Source organism: Desulfoluna spongiiphila, from assembly GCF_900101345.1.
Lineage (GTDB): Bacteria > Desulfobacterota > Desulfobacteria > Desulfobacterales > Desulfolunaceae > Desulfoluna > Desulfoluna spongiiphila.
In genome coordinates, this window is the sequence record NZ_FMUX01000005.1 from 212,351 (window position 1) to 232,049 (window position 19,699).

At 58.9% G+C, this 19,699-nt stretch carries 16 protein-coding genes; 14 read left to right on the top strand and 2 right to left on the bottom strand.

The annotated features are described in order from the left end of the window. Positions 1 to 248 precede the first annotated feature (248 nt). On the bottom strand, positions 249 to 749 hold the full coding sequence (locus BLQ12_RS09180; RefSeq protein WP_092210347.1) for an FKBP-type peptidyl-prolyl cis-trans isomerase: 501 nt from the start codon (positions 747 to 749) through the stop codon (positions 249 to 251). Between the two features lie 238 nt (positions 750 to 987). Further along, on the bottom strand, positions 988 to 1,731 hold the full coding sequence (locus BLQ12_RS09185; protein ID WP_175469605.1) for a 16S rRNA (uracil(1498)-N(3))-methyltransferase: 744 nt from the start codon (positions 1,729 to 1,731) through the stop codon (positions 988 to 990). Positions 1,732 to 2,248: 517 nt separating this feature from the next. On the opposite strand from BLQ12_RS09185, the gene BLQ12_RS09190 reads away from it, so the two are divergent. The 14 genes from BLQ12_RS09190 (at position 2,249) to BLQ12_RS09260 (ending at position 19,483) form a co-directional block, all read left to right on the top strand. Further along, positions 2,249 to 3,055 carry a 2-amino-3,7-dideoxy-D-threo-hept-6-ulosonate synthase gene (locus BLQ12_RS09190; RefSeq protein WP_092210435.1) on the top strand — a complete coding sequence of 269 codons (807 nt, stop codon included), beginning with the start codon at positions 2,249 to 2,251 and terminating at the stop codon, positions 3,053 to 3,055. Positions 3,056 to 3,192: 137 nt separating this feature from the next. Further along, positions 3,193 to 4,188 (top strand): 3-dehydroquinate synthase II, encoded by a 996-nt coding sequence (locus BLQ12_RS09195; protein ID WP_226859995.1) that lies wholly within the window; start codon positions 3,193 to 3,195, stop codon positions 4,186 to 4,188. 5 nt (positions 4,189 to 4,193) lie between these two features. Then, positions 4,194 to 5,336, top strand: a complete 1,143-nt coding sequence (gene pheA, locus BLQ12_RS09200; RefSeq protein ID WP_092210349.1) for a prephenate dehydratase — start codon at positions 4,194 to 4,196, stop codon at positions 5,334 to 5,336. Positions 5,337 to 5,341: 5 nt separating this feature from the next. Continuing rightward, positions 5,342 to 6,160, top strand: coding sequence for a shikimate dehydrogenase (locus BLQ12_RS09205; RefSeq protein ID WP_092210437.1), 819 nt, complete (start codon positions 5,342 to 5,344; stop codon positions 6,158 to 6,160). A gap of 216 nt (positions 6,161 to 6,376) precedes the next feature. Next, the gene (gene aroA / locus BLQ12_RS09210) at positions 6,377 to 7,636 is read left to right on the top strand and encodes a 3-phosphoshikimate 1-carboxyvinyltransferase (protein WP_092210438.1); all 1,260 of its coding nucleotides are present in this window, start codon (positions 6,377 to 6,379) and stop codon (positions 7,634 to 7,636) included. 65 nt (positions 7,637 to 7,701) lie between these two features. Further along, positions 7,702 to 8,226 carry a shikimate kinase AroL gene (aroL, locus tag BLQ12_RS09215; RefSeq protein WP_092210350.1) on the top strand — a complete coding sequence of 175 codons (525 nt, stop codon included), beginning with the start codon at positions 7,702 to 7,704 and terminating at the stop codon, positions 8,224 to 8,226. 328 nt (positions 8,227 to 8,554) lie between these two features. Further along, the gene (aroC, locus tag BLQ12_RS09225; protein WP_092210352.1) at positions 8,555 to 9,616 is read left to right on the top strand and encodes a chorismate synthase; all 1,062 of its coding nucleotides are present in this window, start codon (positions 8,555 to 8,557) and stop codon (positions 9,614 to 9,616) included. After that, positions 9,604 to 10,431 carry a prephenate dehydrogenase/arogenate dehydrogenase family protein gene (locus BLQ12_RS09230; RefSeq protein ID WP_092210353.1) on the top strand — a complete coding sequence of 276 codons (828 nt, stop codon included), beginning with the start codon at positions 9,604 to 9,606 and terminating at the stop codon, positions 10,429 to 10,431. Before aroC ends, BLQ12_RS09230 begins: the two co-directional genes overlap by 13 nt. A gap of 414 nt (positions 10,432 to 10,845) precedes the next feature. After that, positions 10,846 to 12,552, top strand: a complete 1,707-nt coding sequence (locus tag BLQ12_RS09235; protein WP_092210354.1) for a long-chain-fatty-acid--CoA ligase — start codon at positions 10,846 to 10,848, stop codon at positions 12,550 to 12,552. Positions 12,553 to 12,806: 254 nt separating this feature from the next. Further along, the gene (locus tag BLQ12_RS09240) at positions 12,807 to 14,516 is read left to right on the top strand and encodes a long-chain-fatty-acid--CoA ligase (protein ID WP_092210355.1); all 1,710 of its coding nucleotides are present in this window, start codon (positions 12,807 to 12,809) and stop codon (positions 14,514 to 14,516) included. Positions 14,517 to 14,726: 210 nt separating this feature from the next. After that, positions 14,727 to 16,433: a long-chain-fatty-acid--CoA ligase gene (locus tag BLQ12_RS09245; RefSeq protein WP_254782027.1), complete on the top strand. Its 1,707-nt coding sequence runs from the start codon at positions 14,727 to 14,729 to the stop codon at positions 16,431 to 16,433. Positions 16,434 to 16,740: 307 nt separating this feature from the next. After that, a complete protein-coding gene (locus BLQ12_RS09250; RefSeq protein ID WP_092210357.1) occupies positions 16,741 to 17,526 on the top strand; it encodes an amino acid ABC transporter substrate-binding protein in 786 nt (261 codons plus the stop codon). A 147-nt stretch (positions 17,527 to 17,673) separates the two neighbouring features. Beyond that, entirely contained in the window at positions 17,674 to 18,696 is a 1,023-nt protein-coding gene (locus BLQ12_RS09255) for an amino acid ABC transporter permease (protein WP_092210358.1), read from the top strand. Then, positions 18,683 to 19,483 carry an amino acid ABC transporter ATP-binding protein gene (locus tag BLQ12_RS09260; protein ID WP_092210359.1) on the top strand — a complete coding sequence of 267 codons (801 nt, stop codon included), beginning with the start codon at positions 18,683 to 18,685 and terminating at the stop codon, positions 19,481 to 19,483. Before BLQ12_RS09255 ends, BLQ12_RS09260 begins: the two co-directional genes overlap by 14 nt. The last annotated feature ends 216 nt before the right edge of the window (positions 19,484 to 19,699 follow it).

Sequence of the window (19,699 nt, forward strand, 5' to 3'; positions counted from 1 at the left end):
CGGCCGCTGGGGCCTGTGGGGACATGCTGGCAGGAGAAGGGCTCCGGAGCATCTGCCGGTGGCTCAATGGGTTGAATTTAAGAGATAATACTCTTTTTGGTGGGGGGAGTCAATGTGGCATGCGGGCAGGAAGTTAAAAGGGAAGATAAAAAAAACGCCCTGTGTGCCCATACGGGCACAGGGCGTTTATATTTATACGGTCAAGCCGCCGAGGGAAGGCCCCTAAGCAGCATGGAACCTGGGTTGGATCAGTGGCAGCCGCCTCCGCATCCGCTGCAGTCGCTGGGGGAGCATCCCCCTGCCGGCTGCTGGGTGGCTTCCTTGGTGATGCCCACAACCTCGATGTCAAAGGTGAGGGTTTTTCCGGCCAGGGGATGGTTTAAATCCACGGTGACCTTCTCGTCATCCACGCTGATGATGACAGCGGGAACCTGCTGGCCCTGGGGGGTGGAAAGGGCAATGGCCTGGCCCACCTGGGGGTTCATTTCCGGGGGGACGTCGGAAGCGGGGAAGTCCATGGTGTGCTCGTCGGAACGCTCGCCGTAAGCATCTTCAGGACCCAGGGTGAAGGTTTTCTTGTCACCCACTGTCAGGTCCATCAGGGCAGCTTCAAATCCGGGGATCAATTGGCCGGTTCCCATCTGGACTTCAAGGGGATCGCGTCCTTCACTGCTGTCAAACACTTCACCGTCGGCAAGGGTCCCTTTATATGCTACCTGAACGAACAATCCGTTTTCTACTTTTTCCATGGGGTCTCCTTTTTGGAAGACTTGTGATGGCCCGGGGGGTAACCAGACCGGGTGAAGGCGGTTTCCGGGGCATCCATAGGTATCCAACCCTTGAGCCGTGGACCCGCTTTTAAAGGGATAATACAGCAAAAGAATTGATGAGTCCTGGGTCATTAATGTTCCGCAGGACATGAACTCCCGTTAAAGATAGGCTTGATAAATCGATTGTCAAGGAAGGTTTGTGTACAGCCGGTCTGCCCTACATATCCCCGAACAGGTACTGGACGATGGAGAGTGCCGCCAATGGGGCTGTTTCGGCTCTCAGGATGCGCGTTCCCAGCCCGGCGATGAGAAAGCCCGCCTCTTTGGCCATGTCCGCCTCTTCCCGGGTAAATCCCCCCTCGGGGCCGATGATCAGGGTGATGTCGGTGAGGCCGTTTGTGTCCAGGGCTTCGAGCTGTTTAAAGGAGACCTGGGCCTCTTCCCAGAAGAAGAGCTTCAGGGTGTGGGGGCCGGAGGGCAGCTCCTGTAGCAGGGCTTTCAGCTCGGTGGTACGGCAGATGGCAGGGGCTGTTGTGCGGCCGCACTGTTTGACGGCTTCACCGGCGATCTTCTCCCAGCGGGCCTCGCGTTTTTCCAGCTTGTCCCCTTTGGGCCGGGCCACCACGCGGCTGGAGAAAAAGGGCTGGAAGGCCGCCATGCCCAGCTCCGTTAAGTGGCGCACCAGATCGTCCATTTTCTTCTCTTTTAAAAAGGCCTGGCAGAGGGTGATGGACGGCAGGGAGGAGACGGCTTCCTCCCGGGAGGCGGTGAGGGTCACGGCGACGCTTTTTTCCTGGATCTCATCGATGACGGCATCGTATTCTCCCCCCTGGCCGTCCAGGAGAATGATGTGGCCGCCGGTTTTTAAACGGAGCACTCGGATCATGTGCCGTGCCTCGTCTCCTTTGATGATGCCGTGGTTTTCCGTGATGTCCTCTTTCTTGATAAAAAAGCGTCTCATGGGGCTTTTGCGTTCCTTTTTAGCTGAAAAAGCCGGGGCGAAACCGGCGATGGCCAATGGGCTGAAATGCGCGCTGTTACTGTCTGTAGTAACGAATTCGGGTGCCGGGAGCCTCCCCCGGGCTGCACCTTTCGGTAAATAACATCTTGACAACCTCATTTCCATAGATTAATTCTTCACGAAAGTTTTATCGCTAAGTGTGACGGAAGGCGATGTTCGCCTTTCGCATGTGCAGACCAAACGTCATGTGGACAAAGAGAAAAAAATGATTCGATTTTTTAGCGCATTTTATTATTTTTATTACTGGTATCACATCGGTGTACCCAGGCATGCGCTGAACCACACACACTTGTAAGCGTAAAACAGCCGTGGGTAGACCAAACACAAGGTCCCACGGCACTCCAGATCAGCAAAAAGAAGCATCCAGGCCGTGGAAGATACCTTTCACGGCCTTTTTTTATGCTTCGAACCCTCGGGCGCCTCTGATGAGAGGGCCCATCCTCTGGAGGAGAACACCATGAGCAGCATCGGCAAGATGATTCGTTTTGAACGGATTTTCAACAGATCCACCGGCCGCACCATCATCGTCCCCATGGACCACGGGACCACCGTGGGCCCCATCAAGGGGGTCATCGACATGAAAACCACCATCCAAAAGGTCGCCAACGGGGGCGCCAATGCCATTGTGGAGCACAAAGGCCTCGTGGCCGAAGGGCTTCGCGGCACCGGCCCCGACATCGGCCTGATCATTCACCTTTCCGCTTCCACCTGCCTTTCCCCTTTTCCCAACGCCAAAACCCTGGTCTGCAGTGTTGAAGAGGCCATCAAGCTCGGGGCGGACGCCGTCTCCCTTCACCTGAACCTTGGCGATGCCGACGAAAAGGAGATGCTCCACGACTTTGGCCGGGTCAGCGCCGACTGCCGCACCTGGGGCCTGCCACTTCTGGCCATGTGCTACGCACGCGGCGAAAAGATCACCAACAGCTACGATGTCAATTTCGTCAAGCATGCGGCCCGTGTGGGCGGTGAGCTGGGGGCGGACATCGTCAAGGTGAACTACACGGGGAGCCCCGAGAGTTTCCGGGAGGTCACCGAGGGGTGCAACGTGCCCGTGGTCATCGCCGGTGGCGAAACCATGGACTCCGATCGCGAGATCCTGGAGATGGTGAAGGGCTCCATCGATGCGGGCGGTGCCGGTATCTCCATCGGTCGCAACGTGTTCCAGCATCGCGACCCCGAAAACCTTGTGAAGGCCATGCACATGATCATCCATCAGGGGCTGTCCGTGGAAGAGGCCCTGGACCATTTGGAGAGCATGGCGTGAGAGCCAGTGGCTTGATAAAACGATACAGACGATGACGGGACGTGTTCACGGGAAGACGGCCCACAGCGTTTGGCCTGAATGAGATTATTATTTTCGATCCCTGACAGCAGGATGTACTTTAATTAAAGGACGGTTTGATGATGAGAAAAATATGGGTGAAAGCAGACCCCTGGGACAAAGAGCTGGTGCTCACAGCCCTGGAATCCGGAGCTGATGGCATCATGGTGCCCGACGGCTGCTCGGAAAAGATCAAGGAGCTGGGCCGCGTCACCACCATCTGTGCCGACGGCGATCTGGTGCCGGGCAAGGATGTGGAAATTTTCACCATCACAAGCGGCGACGACGAGGAGGCGATCTGCCGCCTTGCCGCACAGAAGCTGGTGGTTCTGGAATGCACGGACTGGACCATCATTCCCCTGGAGAACCTCATCGCCAAGGGAGCCGACGTGGCCGCCCTGGTGCACTCCTTTGACGAAGCCCAGCTTGCCTTCGGCATCCTGGAAAAAGGGGTGAAGCAGGTGATGCTCGATACCCGCGACCCCATGGAACTGAAAAAGACCCTGGACCTTCTCAAGGGAGAGACCGGGAGCCTGTCCCTGGTGGAGGCGGAAGTCATTGACGTGAAAAACATCGGCATGGGTGATCGCGTCTGTGTGGACACCTGCCGGAACATGGAGAAAGGGGAGGGCATGCTGGTGGGGAATTCAAGCAGCGCGCTGTTTCTGGTCCATGCGGAGACCGTGTCCAACCCCTACGTGGCCCCGAGACCTTTCAGGGTCAACGCCGGTGCCGTCCATGCCTACACCCGCGTTCCCGGCGGGCGCACCCGGTACCTGAGCGAACTGGAGGCCGGCGATGAGGTGGAGATTGTCAGCCACGACGGCACGATCTCAAGCGCCGTGGTGGGCCGCCTTAAAATCGAGAAACGGCCCATGCTCCTGATCAAGGCCCGCATCGGAGATAAAGGGGTGGCCACCATCGTGCAGAACGCCGAAACCATCCGCCTGACCTCCCCCGAAGGCGAGCCCGTATCCGTCGTGACCCTTGCGCCGGGGGATCGCGTCATGGCCTTCCACGAAGAGGGCGGGCGCCATTTCGGTCACAAGGTCGACGAAACCATTACGGAGAAGTAACCACCATGGATAAGCCTCAACCCGATGGGGATCCCTTTGAAAAAGAGCTGGCCGGGCTGCGGGAGAAGATCGACGGCATCGACACCCGGATCGTGGCTCTCATCAACGAACGCCTGGACGTGAGCGCCTCCGTGGGGGACCTGAAACGCCGTTACGACAGCAAGGTCCTCGACAGGTCCCGTGAATCCCTGATCATGGACCGCATCTGCCGCCTGAATCAGGGACCGGTGGACAACACCGTGCTCCAGTACATCTTCAGCGTGATCATGGCGGCGTCCCGGGAACTCCAGAAGCCCCTGACCATCGCGTACCTGGGCCCGGAGGCCACCCACAGCCACCTGGCGGCCCTGAACCACTTTCGCCACTCGGGGCGTTTTGCCCCCTACCGCAACATTGCCGAAATTTTTGCGGAGGTGGAACGCGGAGGTTGCCAGTACGGGGTGGTGCCCGTTGAAAATTCCATCGAGGGGGCGGTGACCCACACCCTGGACCTTCTGTTTGAGTCGGATGTCACCATCACGGCGGAGTACTACCAGACCATCAGCCACGACCTTCTCTCCCTCTGGGGGAACCTTGACGAGGTGGAGGTGGTCTACTCCCATCCCCAGCCCTTTGCCCAGTGCCGGAGCTGGCTCCAGCGGAACCTGCCCGACGTGGTGCTGGAAGAGTGCAGCAGCACGGCCCAGGCCGCCCTGAAAGCCGCGGCCAATCCCAAGTCGGCGGCCATCGCCAGCACCAAGGCCGCCCAGGTGTATGGTCTGAGGGTGGTGGAGTCCAAGATCGAGGACTCCTCCCGCAACGAAACCCGGTTCCTTGTGCTGGGCAAAGAGGAGCAGGCCCCCACCGGCGACGATAAGACCTCGGTGATGTTCGTGACCTCCCATATCCCCGGTGCCCTGTTCACCACCTTGGAGCCGGTGGCCGATGCCGGGCTCAACATGGTGAAGCTGGAGTCCCGGCCCACCAAGCGGGAGAACTGGAGCTACTTCTTTATCATGGACATCGAAGGCCACAAAGACGACGCCCGGGTGAAGCGGGTGCTGTCCACCATGAAGGGGCTCTGCCTCTACCTCAAGGTGCTGGGCTCCTACGCCAAGGGTGCCCACGGCGGGTACCGAAGCGCCGATGAAAGCCCCCGGGAGGTATGACGGCCATGGGGATCGATGCAAAAACACGGCTTTTCGGGGTGTTCGGGAACCCCGTCACCCATAGCCTGGGGCCGGCCATGCACAACGCGGCCTTTAACGCCTTGGGTCTGAACGCCGTCTATCTTGCCTTCGGCCTGGATGAGGCCAAAGGGGCCGCAGAGGCCATGAGGCATCTGAACATGGGGGGGGCAAGCGTCACCATTCCCCACAAGACGGATATCATGGCCCATCTGGACGAGGTGGACGACACCGCCCGGACCATCGGCGCGGTGAACACCATCGTCAACCGCGACGGAAGGCTCCTGGGGTCCAACACGGATGCGGAAGGGGCCATGCGGGCCCTTGAGACCCAAGGCACCATCGCCGGAAAAAAGGTGACCCTCATCGGCGCAGGCGGTGCCGCCCGCGCCATCGGGTACGGGATCCTTCAAAGAGGCGGCGCCCTTGTGATCGCCAACCGCAGCGAAGAGAAGGGGCGGGCCCTGGCACGTGACCTGGGGGCCGGGTTTTCCCCCCTTGCCTCCCTGGATCTGGACGGGGTGGATATCCTTATCAACGCCACCTCCGTGGGCATGGTTCCCCGCATCGAAGCCATGCCGGTGTCGGTGGAGGGCCTTACCCCCCGCACCCTGGTCATGGACATCGTGTACAATCCCCTGGAGACAGCCCTTCTGGCTGCGGCCCGGGCCAAGGGGTGCCCCACGGTGGACGGCACGGCCATGTTTGTCTTCCAGGCCGTGGCCCAGTTTGAACTCTGGACCGGCCGGACGGCCCCGGTGGACCTCATGCGGCGGACCGTTCTGGAGGCATTGAACAGTGAGTAGTGAATGGCTACGCCGTGGCATGAGCGCCCTTCGGATTTCATGAGGGATGTTGTAAAAAAATATCAGCGGCCTCCCACGGGCGCAGCCCGTCAGCGAATGTGACAACCCGAGGTACGAGGGGTGGAGCAGTCGCGAACCTGGGGTCCAGGGGATTATCCCCCGGCCGCCGGAGGCATTTTTATAATCGATTTTCTCAGATCACAGATGAGGCAGACCATGAGAGAGATAACGCCCGGCATGGGCAGAGACAATATGGCGGTGACCCTTCCGGGGTCCAAGAGTTACTCCCACCGGCTGCTCATTGCAGCGGCGCTGGCAGAAGGGGAGAGCCGGATCACCGGGCTCTTGCGGAGCGAGGACACCCTGTTGACCCGTGACGCCTTAAGGGCCTTCGGGGCGGTGATTGAAGACGACGGGGAGGCCATGGTGGTGACGGGCACCGGCGGCAGGTTTCAAGCCTGTGCCGAGCCGATTTACCTGGCCAACTCCGGGACCTCCATGCGGCTGCTTACCGGCATCGCCGCCCTGGGTCAGGGAGAGACGGTCCTGACCGGGACAAAGCGCATGGGGGAGCGGCCCATTGAGGATCTCCTTGTGGCCATGCGCCAGGCAGGGACCCCGGCCCAGTGCGTGAACCCTACCCAGTGTCCCCCTGTGAAGGTGACGGGGGGCCATTTTGAGGGCGGCAAGGTGACCCTGGACTGCCGCATCAGCAGCCAGTTTCTCTCCTCCCTGCTCCTGGCCGGACCCTACGCCCCCAAGGGGATCGAGGTGACGGTGGCAGGCGAGCTGGTCTCCAGGCCCTATGTGGAAATCACCCTGGATATCATGGCCCGCTTCGGCATTGAGGTGACCCACGATGACTTTCAGGTCTTTCGGGTGGCACCGAATCAGAGCTACAAACCGGGAACCTACCACTGCGAGCCCGACGGCTCCAATGCCAGCTACTTCTGGGCGGCGGCGGCCGTTACCGGCAAGAGCGTCAAGGTGATGAATGTCACCAAAAAATCCCGTCAGGGGGACGTGGGCCTTGTGGACGTGCTGGAGAAGATGGGGTGCACCGTTACCCACGAGGACGACGGCACCACCGTCACCGGGGGCGAGCTGTCCGCCGTCACCGTGGACATGGCCCTGATGCCCGATGTGGTGCCCACCCTGGCCGTGGTGGCGGCCCACGCCAAGGGGACCACGGTTATTGAGAATGTGGCCCACCTGCGTGAGAAGGAGTGCGATCGCCTGGGTTGCGTGGCCGTGGAGCTCCGAAAGATGGGCATCGACGCCGTGGCAAAGGAGAGCAGCCTGGAGATCACCGGAGGCACCCTGACGGGCTCCGAGGTGGAGACCTATGACGATCACCGCATGGCCATGAGTTTTTCCGTTGCCGGACTCACGACCCCGGGGGTTCGGATCCTGGATCCCGGCTGCGTCAAGAAGTCTTTTCCCTCCTACTGGGACGTGTTTGATTCGTTGCAGTAAACAGGTACGGCGCCTGTGGCACAGGCATTATTTAGAAACCCAAGACACAGCGAGGCAACCCTTACATGTTCAACAACATCTACCTGACAGGCTACCGATGCACGGGCAAGACCACCGTGGGAAGGATCCTGGCCGAGCGCATGCACCGGCATGTCGTGGATACCGACGGATTTATCGTCGGTTATGCCGGGGCCAGCGTGGATGAGATCGTAAAAAGGGACGGATGGGAAGGGTTTCGAAAGCTGGAGCGGTTTGCCCTGAGGCAGGTGGCCGATGGGGAAAAAGCGGTGGTGGCCACCGGGGGCGGGATTGTGTTGAGCCCTGAAAACAGGCGCCTCATGCGCGGCTCCGGTGTGGTGATCTGGCTCAAGGCCCGGGTCCACACCCTGGCCCGGCGCATGGCCGCCGATGAAGCCACCGCCACCCAGCGGCCGTCCCTCACCGGGGCCCGGGTGGAAGATGAGATCGCCTCGGTCCTCGCCGAAAGGGATCCTCTGTACCGTGAGGCCGCCCACGTGACCATCGAGACCGACGGCATGTCCCCGGACGAGGTGGCCGAAGAGATCCTGCGGCAGGTGAAAGACGTTTAAGACAAGCTTTCTATGGTTGAAGTAGGCAGGAAAAGCCTGCCTCCGGCGGCCAGGGGATGATCCCCTGGACCCCAGGTTGCGAATGCCTTCTCCCTTCGTTCCTCAGGGCGAGGGCATTCGCGAAGGCTTTTGGGGGGATTGAGCAAAATCTGTTTGTCAAACTTTTTAAACGTTTGGCCCCCGGCAGGGCCGCCGGAGGCGTCTTTTACCAAGCTGCCTCCGGCGGCGAGGTGTGCCACCTCGAAAGCAGTTCGTATTTATTTTGATTTTTGACCGGGCGATGCCCGACGCGAGTGGGAAAATATTCGCATACCAGGGAGATAGATATATGGCAGGCAACACCCTTGGCGGTTTGTTTCGCATAACCACATGGGGCGAATCCCATGGAGAGGCCGTGGGCGTGGTGATCGACGGCGCTCCGGCAGGGATTCCCTTTACCGAAGGCCACGTCCAGGCGTGGCTCGATCGCCGGAAGCCCGGGAAGGGCAAGACCAGCACCTCCCGCAAGGAGCCGGATCAGGCGAAGATCCTGTCGGGGACCTTTGATGGCAAAACCACGGGGACCCCGGTCTCCATCATGGTGGCAAACAAGGACGCCCGGTCAAGTTCCTATGCCGATATCATGGACCTCTACCGGCCCGGCCACGGGGACATCACCTACGATGCCAAATACGGGATCCGGGACTACCGGGGCGGGGGACGGGCCTCGGCCAGGGAGACCGTGGGACGGGTTGCCGCGGCGGCACTTGCCCATGAGATCCTCAACGCTGCCGGGATCTCCGTGCGTGCCGCAACCGTTGAACTCGGCGGGGTGAGGGCCCAGGCACGCGACTATGCGAGCATGGCGGAAAACCCCTACCTCTGTCCCGATGCCGAGGCCGCCGAGGCCATGGATGCCCGGGTGGATGAGGTGAGGCGTCAGGGCGACTCCCTGGGAGGGGTGGTGGAGATCATCGCCGACGGCGTGCCCGCAGGCCTGGGCGAGCCGGTATTCGAAAAACTCGACGCCGCCCTGGCCGGGGCGCTCATGGGCATCGGCGCCGTCAAAGGGGTGGAGATCGGTGACGGCTTTGAGGCGGCACGGCTGACGGGCTCTGAAAACAACGACCCCATTACCCCCGAAGGGTTTGCCAGCAACCATGCAGGGGGCGTGCTGGCAGGCATTTCAAGCGGAGCTCCCCTGGTGATGCGTGTGGGGGTGAAACCCATCCCCTCCATCACGCGGGAGCAGGCCACCATCAACACCAAAGGGGAGCCGGCAACCATTCGGACACGCGGTCGCCATGACGTGGCTGCCATTCCCCGGGTAAATGTGGTGTGCGAAGCCATGGTGGCCCTGGTCCTGGTGGATCATTTCTTAAGGCAGAGGGCGGTGGCATGGAACAGGTAACCCTTGGGATCGTCGGAGGAAAAGGGGGCATGGGGCGTCTTTTTGATGCCTGGTTTGTCAGGCGGGGCCACCGGGTGCTCCTGGCCGATGTGGACACGACCACCACGGCCGAAGAGCTCACCCGGCGATGCGACCTTATCATGATCGCCACGCCCATGGATGTGGCGCCGACCGTTGCCGAAGCGCTGGGCCGCCGCATGTCCCGGGAGCAGGGGCTCTTTGACATCTGTTCCCTTAAAGAGGAGATCACCGCTGCCATGCTTGATGCCACCTCCTGCGAGGTGGTGGGGACTCACCCCATGTTCGGGCCCCACACCGATGGGCTTTCCGGGCAGAACATTATCCTTAGTCAGGGCCGGGGGGAGCGGTGGCTCACCTTCCTTGAGGCGGAATTCTCCGCAGGGGGGGCCAGGGTCTCGCGCATGACCCCCAAAGACCACGACCGGTCCATGGCCCTGGCCCAGGGGCTGACCCACGTCGTCACCATCGCCATGGGCCGGACGCTTCAAAAACTCGGGGTCACCCCGGATGATGCCCTCTCCTATGCCACGCCCATCTTCAAGCTGAAGAACGATCTCATCGGGCGCCTCTTTGCCCAGGACCCCGACCTGTATGCGGCCATGGTGGGGGACAACCCCTATGTGGCGGAGATGGTGGAGACGTTTGGCGGTGCGCTTTCGGAGACCGCACGGGAAATGGTGGACGCCGAGCGACGCGGGGCTCTGGATTACATGGCGGATATCCGTGGGTTCCTGGGGCCCTGTTGCGAAGCCGGCCTTGAGGAATCCAACAAAATCCTGAAGTCCATGGTCTAATCCACCCCCTGCGGCATGGGCACTCAAAAAGCCGGAGGGGAACACCCGGTAACGGGGCATTTGATTTTTAGGGCAGGGTCTCACCCCGTTTCGCTGGGTTTGCGATGCGTTTTTTCAAGGGGCGCAGGGGGCTGGCTACTTCCCACACCATCAAAACCGGCTGCATGTTTTCCTCGCTTCATTTGGGGAAATGTGCAGCTTTTTTTGTTCCGGTCCGGTCGGTGGATTTTTTGTTCCCGTTGAGCAATCGGGGTTGGTGGTGTGGCGCCGGCTGTGGCGCGTTGAGGAGACGGGCCTCTTAAATAGAAGGCAATTAAGGAATGGGGTTGATAATGTTACCGCGAGAGGCTAACATGAGTTTGTCCTTATAAACCATGTTTCACTCCTGCTCAACCCACTTTCCATGGAGGACCCATGACCGAGACCACTTACCAGGATAAACCGTGGCTCAGCAGTTACGGGGAGGGCGTTCCCTCCCATGTGGACTATGAAGAGATTTTCCTCACCGATTTTCTGGAGCGCTCCGTAAGCGAGTTCCCGGACAACCCCGCCCTGAACTTCCAGGGGTTTCGCCTCTCTTACCGGGAGACCGACCGGATGGTGAAATCCGTGGCCGCGTGGTTGAAGTCCATCGGTGTCGAGAAGGGCGACCGGGTCGCGGTGCTTTTGCCCAACGTCATTCCCTGTCTCGTGGCTTACTATGCCATCATGCGTGTGGGGGCCATCTGTGTGATGAACAACCCCTTGTACACAGACCGTGAATTGCTGCATCAATTCAATGACTCCGGGGCGCGGGTCCTCTTTACCCTGGATCTTCTGGCCGACCGCATGACGGCTCTTCGAAGCAAGACCTCCATCAAAGAGATTGTCTACACCTCCATCGGTGACTACCTTCCCTTTCCCAAGAGCCTCCTCTTTCCCCTGGTGGGGAAGCGGAAAAAACTGGCCGCCGACGTGGCTCCGGCCCCGGACGTGATGAAGTGGAAGGAGATGGTTGCTGCCAACGCACCCACGGAGTTTCGTGAGACGTTGAGCCTGGACGACGTGGCCATGTACCAGTACACGGGGGGGACCACCGGCCCCGCCAAGGGGGTGATGCTTACCCACCGCAACCTCTCCTTTCAGATTCAGCAGGCCAGCGTCTGGTTTTCCGAGTTCGACAGGGGAGGCGAGTGCTGCATCGCGGCCCTGCCGTGGTTTCATATCTTCGGCCTCACCTGTGCCCTGAACTATCCCGTGTCCATGGGCTGGGAGATGGTCCTGGTGCCCAAGCCCCAAGGGCCTCAGCTTTTGGAGACCATCAGCAAATTCAGGCCCACCTATGCCCCCCTGGTGCCCACCATGTACATCGGCATGCTCAACGATCCGGCCATTGATCGCACCGACTTAAGCTCCATCAAAGGGTGCTTCTCCGGTAGCGCCCCCCTTCCCCTGGAGGTGACCAAAGAGTTCGAGAGGCGCTCCGGGTCTGTTATCGTGGAGGGGTTCGGCATGACCGAATCCAGCCCGGTGACCCACATGAATCCCTTCAGCGGCGGCAAGCGGAAGGTGGGAAGTGTCGGGATTCCTGCCCCTGATACCGAGGCCCGGGTGGTGGATCTCACCGACGGGGAGACCGATATGCCCGTGGGCGAGGTAGGAGAGTTGTTTGTGCGGGGCCCCCAGGTGATGAAGGGGTACCACAACCGCCCGGACGCCACGGCCGAGTCCCTCACCGATGGCTGGTTGCATACAGGCGATATCGCCCGGATGGACGAGGAAGGGTACTTTTTTATCGTGGACCGCAAGAAGGACATGATCCTTTCCGGGGGATACAACGTCTACCCCAGGGACATTGATGAGGTCTTCTACGAGCATCCCAAGGTGCAGGAAGTCTGTTCCATCGGTGTTCGTCATCCCCACAGGGGGGAAGCCGTGAAGGCCTTTGTGGTGCTGAAAGCAGGGGAGAGCGCCACGGAGCAGGAGATGATCGATTTCTGCAGCGACAAGCTGGCCAAGTACAAATGGCCGGTGGCCGTGGAGTTTCGTGAGGCCCTTCCCAAGTCCACGGTGGGCAAGATTTTGAGAAAGGACCTCCGGGAGGAAGAGGAGGGGAAAAGCGTCAGCGCAAAAGGAGCCTGAGCCTCCGTCCGCGGGTGCCTGACGGGCCCGCGGATAACCGACCCATTGTGTTTTGCCGTGAAGGAGAAGCTGCCTGACAGGGATCCCTCAGGTTCCATGGGGTGTTACCGGCTGTGAAAAATGTTTTATAAAGATAACTTGATAATGTGAGTGTGCTGCGCCAAATCCTGTTGACAGGGCTTCGTCACTCCCTTAATTCATACGCCTTACGATCCGACTTATTAATCCCAAGTATAACGTGTGGAGGACAGGGCGTGACCAGCAAGGTGACATACCAGAGCAAGCCGTGGTTGAGCAGCTACGAAACGGGGGTTCCTGAATCCCTTGAGTTTGAAAATATTTTTATCGCTGAGTTCCTGGAACGCTCGGTGCGTCGGTTTCCAGACAATACCGCCTTGGTTTTTCAAGGCTTCAGGGTTTCGTACCGCGAGTTCGACACCATGGTGGGGTCCATGGTGGCCTGCCTCCGGGGGATGGGGATTAAAAAAGGGGACAGCGTGGCGATTCTTCTGCCCAATGTGATCCCCTGTGTGGTGGCCTATTATGCCATCATGCGCTTAGGGGCCGTGGCCGTCATGAACAATCCCCTGTATACCGACCGGGAGCTGACGCATCAGTTCAACGATTCCGGTGCCGTGATGCTCATCACCCTGGACCTGCTGGCCGATCGCATGGTGGCCCTTCGCGAGAAGACGGGCATCAAGACGATTATCTACACCTCCATCGGGGATTACCTGCCGTTTCCAAAAAATCTGTTTTTCCCCCTTGTGGCCAAGCGGAAAAAGATGGCCGCCTCCGTTACCCCCGCCCCGGACCTTTACAAGTGGAAGGAGGTGCTCGCCTCTCATGCCCCGTCTGATTTTCGTGAAGAGCTGCACTGGGACGACGTGGCCATGTACCAGTATACCGGGGGCACCACGGGCGTGTCCAAGGGGGTCATGCTGACCCACCGGAACCTGAGCTGCCAGGTGCAGCAGCTCACGTCATGGTTTTCAGGCCTGGTTGACGGGGAAGAGATCTTTATCGGCGGGCTTCCTTTTTTCCATATTTTCGGGTTGACCACCACCCTGAACTTTCCCATCGCCATGGGGGCGGCCATCGTGCTGGTTCCCAAGCCCCAGGGGGCTCAGCTCCTTGAAGCCATTCGGAAGTTTCGGCCCACCTTTTCCCCCCTCGTGCCCACCATGTACATCAGTATGATGCATGATCCCGCCATCGAAAAGACGGACCTTTCCTGCATCAAAGGCCTGTTTTCGGGCAGTGCCCCCCTTCCCGTGGAGGTGATCCGCGAGTTTGAAAGGCGTTCCGGGGCTGTCATCGCCGAAGGCTTCGGCATGACCGAATCATGCCCGGTGACCCATATCAACCCCTTTGACGGCGGGCCCCGGAAAGCAGGCAGTATCGGGGTGCCCATCAGCAACACCGAAGCCCGTATCGTTGACCTTGCCGACGGGGTGACCGAGATGCCGGTGGGGCAGGTGGGTGAGCTTGTCATCAGGGGGCCCCAGGTGATGAAAGGGTACCTGAACAATCCCGGTGCAACCCAAGAGGCCCTGGCAGGTGACTGGCTCCACACAGGGGATATCGCGAAGATGGACGAGGACGGCTACTTTTACATCGTGGACCGCAAGAAGGACATGATCATCTCCGGGGGCTACAATGTCTATCCCCGGGATATCGACGAGGTGCTCCACGAACACCCCAAGGTTCAGGACGCCTGCTCCATCGGTGTTCCCCACGCGCACCGGGGGGAAGCCGTGAAGGCCTTTGTGGTGCTTAAGGATGGGGAGAGCGCCACTGAGCAGGAGCTGATCGATTTTTGCAGCGGCAAGCTGGCCAAGTATAAGTGGCCGGTGTCCGTGGAATTTCGGGGGGAACTTCCGCGTTCTACGGTGGGAAAGATTCTGCGAAAGGACCTCCGGGAGGAGACCCTGGGCGGGGGCTCCCGGGATGATGAAGAGTGACCTCTCCCGAAGGGCACACTCTGCGGGGCGCGTCGAATAGAATACCTTGTTTAATCAGTCGCTAGTGCGCGTAAAAAATGTTTAATAAAAATAACTTGATAAAGTAACCTGGCAACGCCGAATCCTGTTGACACCGAATCGCCACTCCCATAATTCATACACTTTAGAAATGACTTTCAACGCCAGTATGAATATATGGAGGACAGACGCGTGACCAACAAAGTGACTTACCAGAGCAAGCCGTGGCTGAGCAGTTACGAAACAGGGGTTCCGGAATATCTCGATTTTGAACAGCTTTTTATCTCGGATTTCCTGGAACGTTCGGTGGGTCGATTCCCTGATAACACCGCTTTGAATTTTCAGGGATACAAGGTCTCGTACCGTGAGCTTGACCGCATGGTACGCTCCATGGTGGCCTGCCTTCAGGGGATGGGGGTCAAAAAAGGGGACAGCGTGGCGATTCTGCTGCCCAATGTGATTCCCTGTGTCGTGGCCTACTACGCCATCATGCGCTTAGGGGCCGTGGCTGTCATGAACAACCCCCTGTATACCGATCGGGAGCTGACGCACCAGTTCAACGACTCCGGTGCCGTGCTCCTCATCACCCTGGATCTTCTGGCCGAACGGATGGTGGCCCTCCGAAGCAAGACAGGCATCAAGAAGATTATTTACACCTCCATCGGAGATTACCTGCCCTTTCCCAAGAACCTTCTCTTTCCCCTGGTGGCCAAGCGCAAAAAGATGGCCGCGTCCGTCAGCCCCGCCCCCGACCTTTACAAGTGGAAGGCGATGATCGCCTCCCATGCCCCGTCGGATTTTCGCGAAGAGCTGGACTGGGATGACGTGGCCATGTACCAGTACACCGGGGGCACCACCGGTGTCTCCAAGGGGGTCATGCTCACCCACCGGAACTTAAGCTGCCAGGCCCAGCAGGCCACAGCCTGGTTCCCCGGCCTGGAGGAGGGCGCCGAGAGTTTTGTGGGGGCCCTGCCGTTTTTCCATATTTTCGGCCTCACCACCGCCATGAACCTGCCGGTGTCCATGGGATGGGGGATCGTTCTGGTTCCCAAGCCCCAGGGGCCGCAGCTCCTGGAAGCCATCCAGAAGTATCGCCCCACCTTTGCCCCTCTGGTGCCTACCATGTACATCAGCATGGTCCACGATCCCGCCATAGACAAGACCGATCTGTCCTGTCTCAAAGGTTGTTTTTCCGGCAGTGCCCCCCTGCCCGTGGAAGTGATTCGCGAGTTTGAAAAACGTTCCGGTTCCGTCATTGCCGAAGGTTTCGGCATGACCGAATCCTCTCCGGTGACCCACGTCAACCCCTTCCACGGGGGGCCGCGAAAGGTGGGCAGCATCGGGGTGCCCATCAGCAACACCGAAGCCCGCATCGTGGATCTTGCCGGCGGGGTGACCGAGATGCCGGTGGGAGAGGTGGGAGAGCTTGTGGTCCGGGGCCCCCAGGTGATGAAGGGGTACCTGAACCGTGAGGACGCCACCGCCGAGACCCTCTGTGACGGCTGGCTCCATACCGGGGACATTGCGAAGATGGACGAGGACGGCTATTTCTACATTGTGGACCGGAAAAAGGACATGATCATCTCCGGCGGGTACAATGTCTATCCCCGGGACATCGACGAGGTGCTCTTCGAGAACCCGAAGGTCCAGGAAGCGTGTACCATAGGCATCCCCCATGCCCATCGCGGGGAAGCGGCCAAGGCCTTTGTGGTCCTGAAGGAAGGGGAGACCGCCACCGAAAAAGAACTCATCGACTACTGTTCCGGCAAACTCGCCAAGTACAAGTGGCCGGTGGCTGTTTCATTCCGTTCAGACCTTCCCAAATCCACCGTGGGAAAAATCCTGAGAAAAGACCTGAGGGACGAAGAGGTCGCCAAAGAGACGGAAGAGGAAAAATAGTGCCCGGGACCACGCGGCAGACCGGCGGCGCCAATGAATTATGATACCGGCGTGTTGCGGGAGATGTGTCCGGTAAAGAAAAAGGGTCCCTTTTCAAGGGGCCCGTCAAGGGGGGCGAGAAGACGCCCCCCTTTTTGTTTTTTAAGGTCTTTCAACGCTCCTGAATACAGGGTGTAAAATGACTTTTTTGTTTTGAAAATTAAGGGATTCGAGAACGGCCGAAAAGGAAAATACCTTGCAAAATAAGGCCTGATCGTATATTTCCCATACGTTTCAGATTAAACCACTACACCTTAAGGAGACTGTTATGAAGAGAGCGGTTGTTTTCCTGATTTGTCTGTTCGCCATGACGACCATGGCCTTTGCAGGAGACGGATCCTTTGATCGCGTCAAGAAAGAAGGCAAGCTTGTCCTCGGCCTGGATGACTCATTCCCTCCCATGGGATACAAAGTCGCCGACGGCACCATTGTAGGTTTTGACATCGACGCCGCCAAAGAGGTCTGCAAGCGCCTTGACATTGAGCTGGCCCTGCAGCCCACGGCATGGAAAGGTGTGATCAACTCCCTGTATGCGAAGAAATTTGACTGCATTTGGAACGGCATGACCATCACCAAAGAGCGTGTTGCCCGTGTCAACTTTACCAAGCCCTATATCCTCGACGGTCAGGTCGTGGTGGTTCGCTTTACTGAAAAGCGTTTTGCCGATTACAAGGATCTCGGCGGCATGATCGTCGGTTGCCAGGAAGGCTCTCCCGCTGTTACCGCGGCCAAGAAGCTTCCCAACGCCCCCAAGGCCATCAACGAGTACGAAGACAACCCCAAGGCTCTTCTGGACCTCAAAGCGGGTCGTCTTGACGCCGTGGTTATCGACAACGTCACCGGCCGTGACGCCATCGCCAAGCAGGTGGGATCCTTCAAGACCCTGCCCGGTTTTATCAGCAAAGAGCCCTTTGGTGTGGCCTTCAGAAAAGAGGACAACGAGCTCCGTGGCGCTGTCCAGAAGGCCTTAGACGAGATGGTGGCCGACGGGACCATGGCCAAGATCTCCGAAAAATGGTTCGGTGAGGACATCACCGATCCCACCAAGTGGTAATTGATACCCGACCATAGAAAGATCCCGGGGAGAGGGCGGCGATGCCGTCCTCTCCTGTTTGGTGAGTACGCCCCACCATCGGTTCTCAGTGTGACTGAGACCGGTTATCCACGCTACACAGCCGTCAAATGAAGGCGAGACATATCCATGAGACCCACGATACGCAGAGGCTTTCTGCTTTTTATATGGCTGGTTCTGCTGGCCCTGCCGACAGCGGCCCTTGCCGCAGGTGACATCAACCCGGACAAGGTGTTCAGGGAGGCGAGCAACCTCATCGCCACCGGTGATTACCAGAGCGCCCTTGAGGTTCTGGATCGGATTCCCGCACCCAGCGGCACCGACAACGCCGGGGATTTTGTCAAGAGTCGCATCCAGAAGGCCCAACTCTACCATGCCCTGGGCATGTCCGATGAGGCAGAAGCCTCCTGCAACGAGGTGCTGGCCCTTTTTCCCGATCACATGGAGGCCAAAAACGTCCTGGCCTCCCTGGCCAAATCCAAAAAGCCCAAGTGGGTTCTCTTTATCGACGACATGAAGATGTTTCTGCCTTCCCTTATCCAAGGGGCGGGCATCACGCTTTTTCTTGTGGTCATCACCATGGTTATTTCGCCCATCGGAGGGCTTCTCATCGCCCTGGGGCGCATCAGCGGCCTGCCGCCCATTCGCGGGTTCTGCTGGTTTATTATCTGGTTTTTCAGGGGGACGCCGCTTCTTCTGCAGCTTTTCTTTATTTACTACGGCCTGCCCTCCCTGGGCGTGACCCTGTCCCCCACCACCTCGGCCATCATCGGCCTGGGAATCAACTACTCGGCGTATCTGGCGGAAATTATCCGGGCGGGCATCGAGAGCATCGACAGCGGTCAGATGGAGGCGGCCAAGGCCATCGGCATGACCTACACCCAGGCCATGCGCCGGGTCATCGTTCCCCAGACGTACAAGCGGCTCATGCCCCCTGTGGGCAACGAGTTCATCGCATTGATCAAGGACACCGCCCTGGTCTCCACCATTGCCATGGTGGAGTTGATGCGCTCAGCAAACCAGATGTTCAACACCTACTTCAACGTGAACGTCCTGATCATTGCCGCCATGATTTACCTGTTGTTTACCACCGTGTTTACGGTGACCTTCGAGAAAATTGAAAAGCGAGTCGGAGCCTATGAAAACAGATAACGTTACAAACCCGACCCCGGGCAATGCACCGATTATCAGCCTGTCGAAGATCACCAAACGCTTCGGAAAAACAACGGCCGTGGATGCCGTGGACCTGTCCGTCATGCCCGGAGAGAAGGTGGTGATCATCGGGCCCTCCGGTTCCGGAAAGTCCACCCTGTTGCGAGCCGTGAATATCCTGGAAGAGATCGACGACGGAGACCTCATTTTTGAAGGTCGGACGGTGGGTTATGTCGAGAAAAAGGGAAAACGGGTTTTAGATACTCAGAAGAATATCTGTGCCCTGCGAGCCGAGATCGGCATGGTGTTCCAGCATTTTCACCTGTTTCCTCACATGACCGTCCTTGAAAACATCATGGAAGGGCCCGTTACGGTCCAGGGCAAGAGCCGTGAAGAGGCGCATATCATCGCAGAGGACATGCTGGAAAAGGTGGGCCTTTCGGAGAAGCGCAAGGTCTACCCGGCCACCCTGTCCGGCGGTCAGAAGCAGCGGGTGGCCATTGCCCGCGCCCTTGCCATGAAGCCCAAGATCATGCTTTTTGACGAACCCACCAGCGCCCTGGACCCCGAGCTTGTGGGTGAGGTGTTCAATACCATCAAAGGCCTGGCAGATGAGGGGATGACCATGATCATCGTCACCCATCAGATGGGGTTTGCACGGGAAATCGCAGATCGCGTTATCTTTATGGAAAAAGGGCAGTTTGTCACCGAGGCGCCCCCGGATGAGTTCTTCGGGTCCTGCATGACCCACTCCCGTGTGGCAAGTTTTGTGGATTCCATTCTCTGAAGAACAGGCCGCAGTCATCTCACCGGTTGTGAAACCGGAAGACCCCCATCGCTTTTTGCAAGCGGTGGGGGTTTTTTTATGGCAGGCGGAAACACCGGGGAGAAAACAAACGCGCTGTTTTTGAGGATTCCATCCGTGATTTTGAGTGGTTGTTGACAGATTGCGAAGTTCACAGACGGCGGGCTTTGTGCAATAATGACTCATCGGCTTGAAATG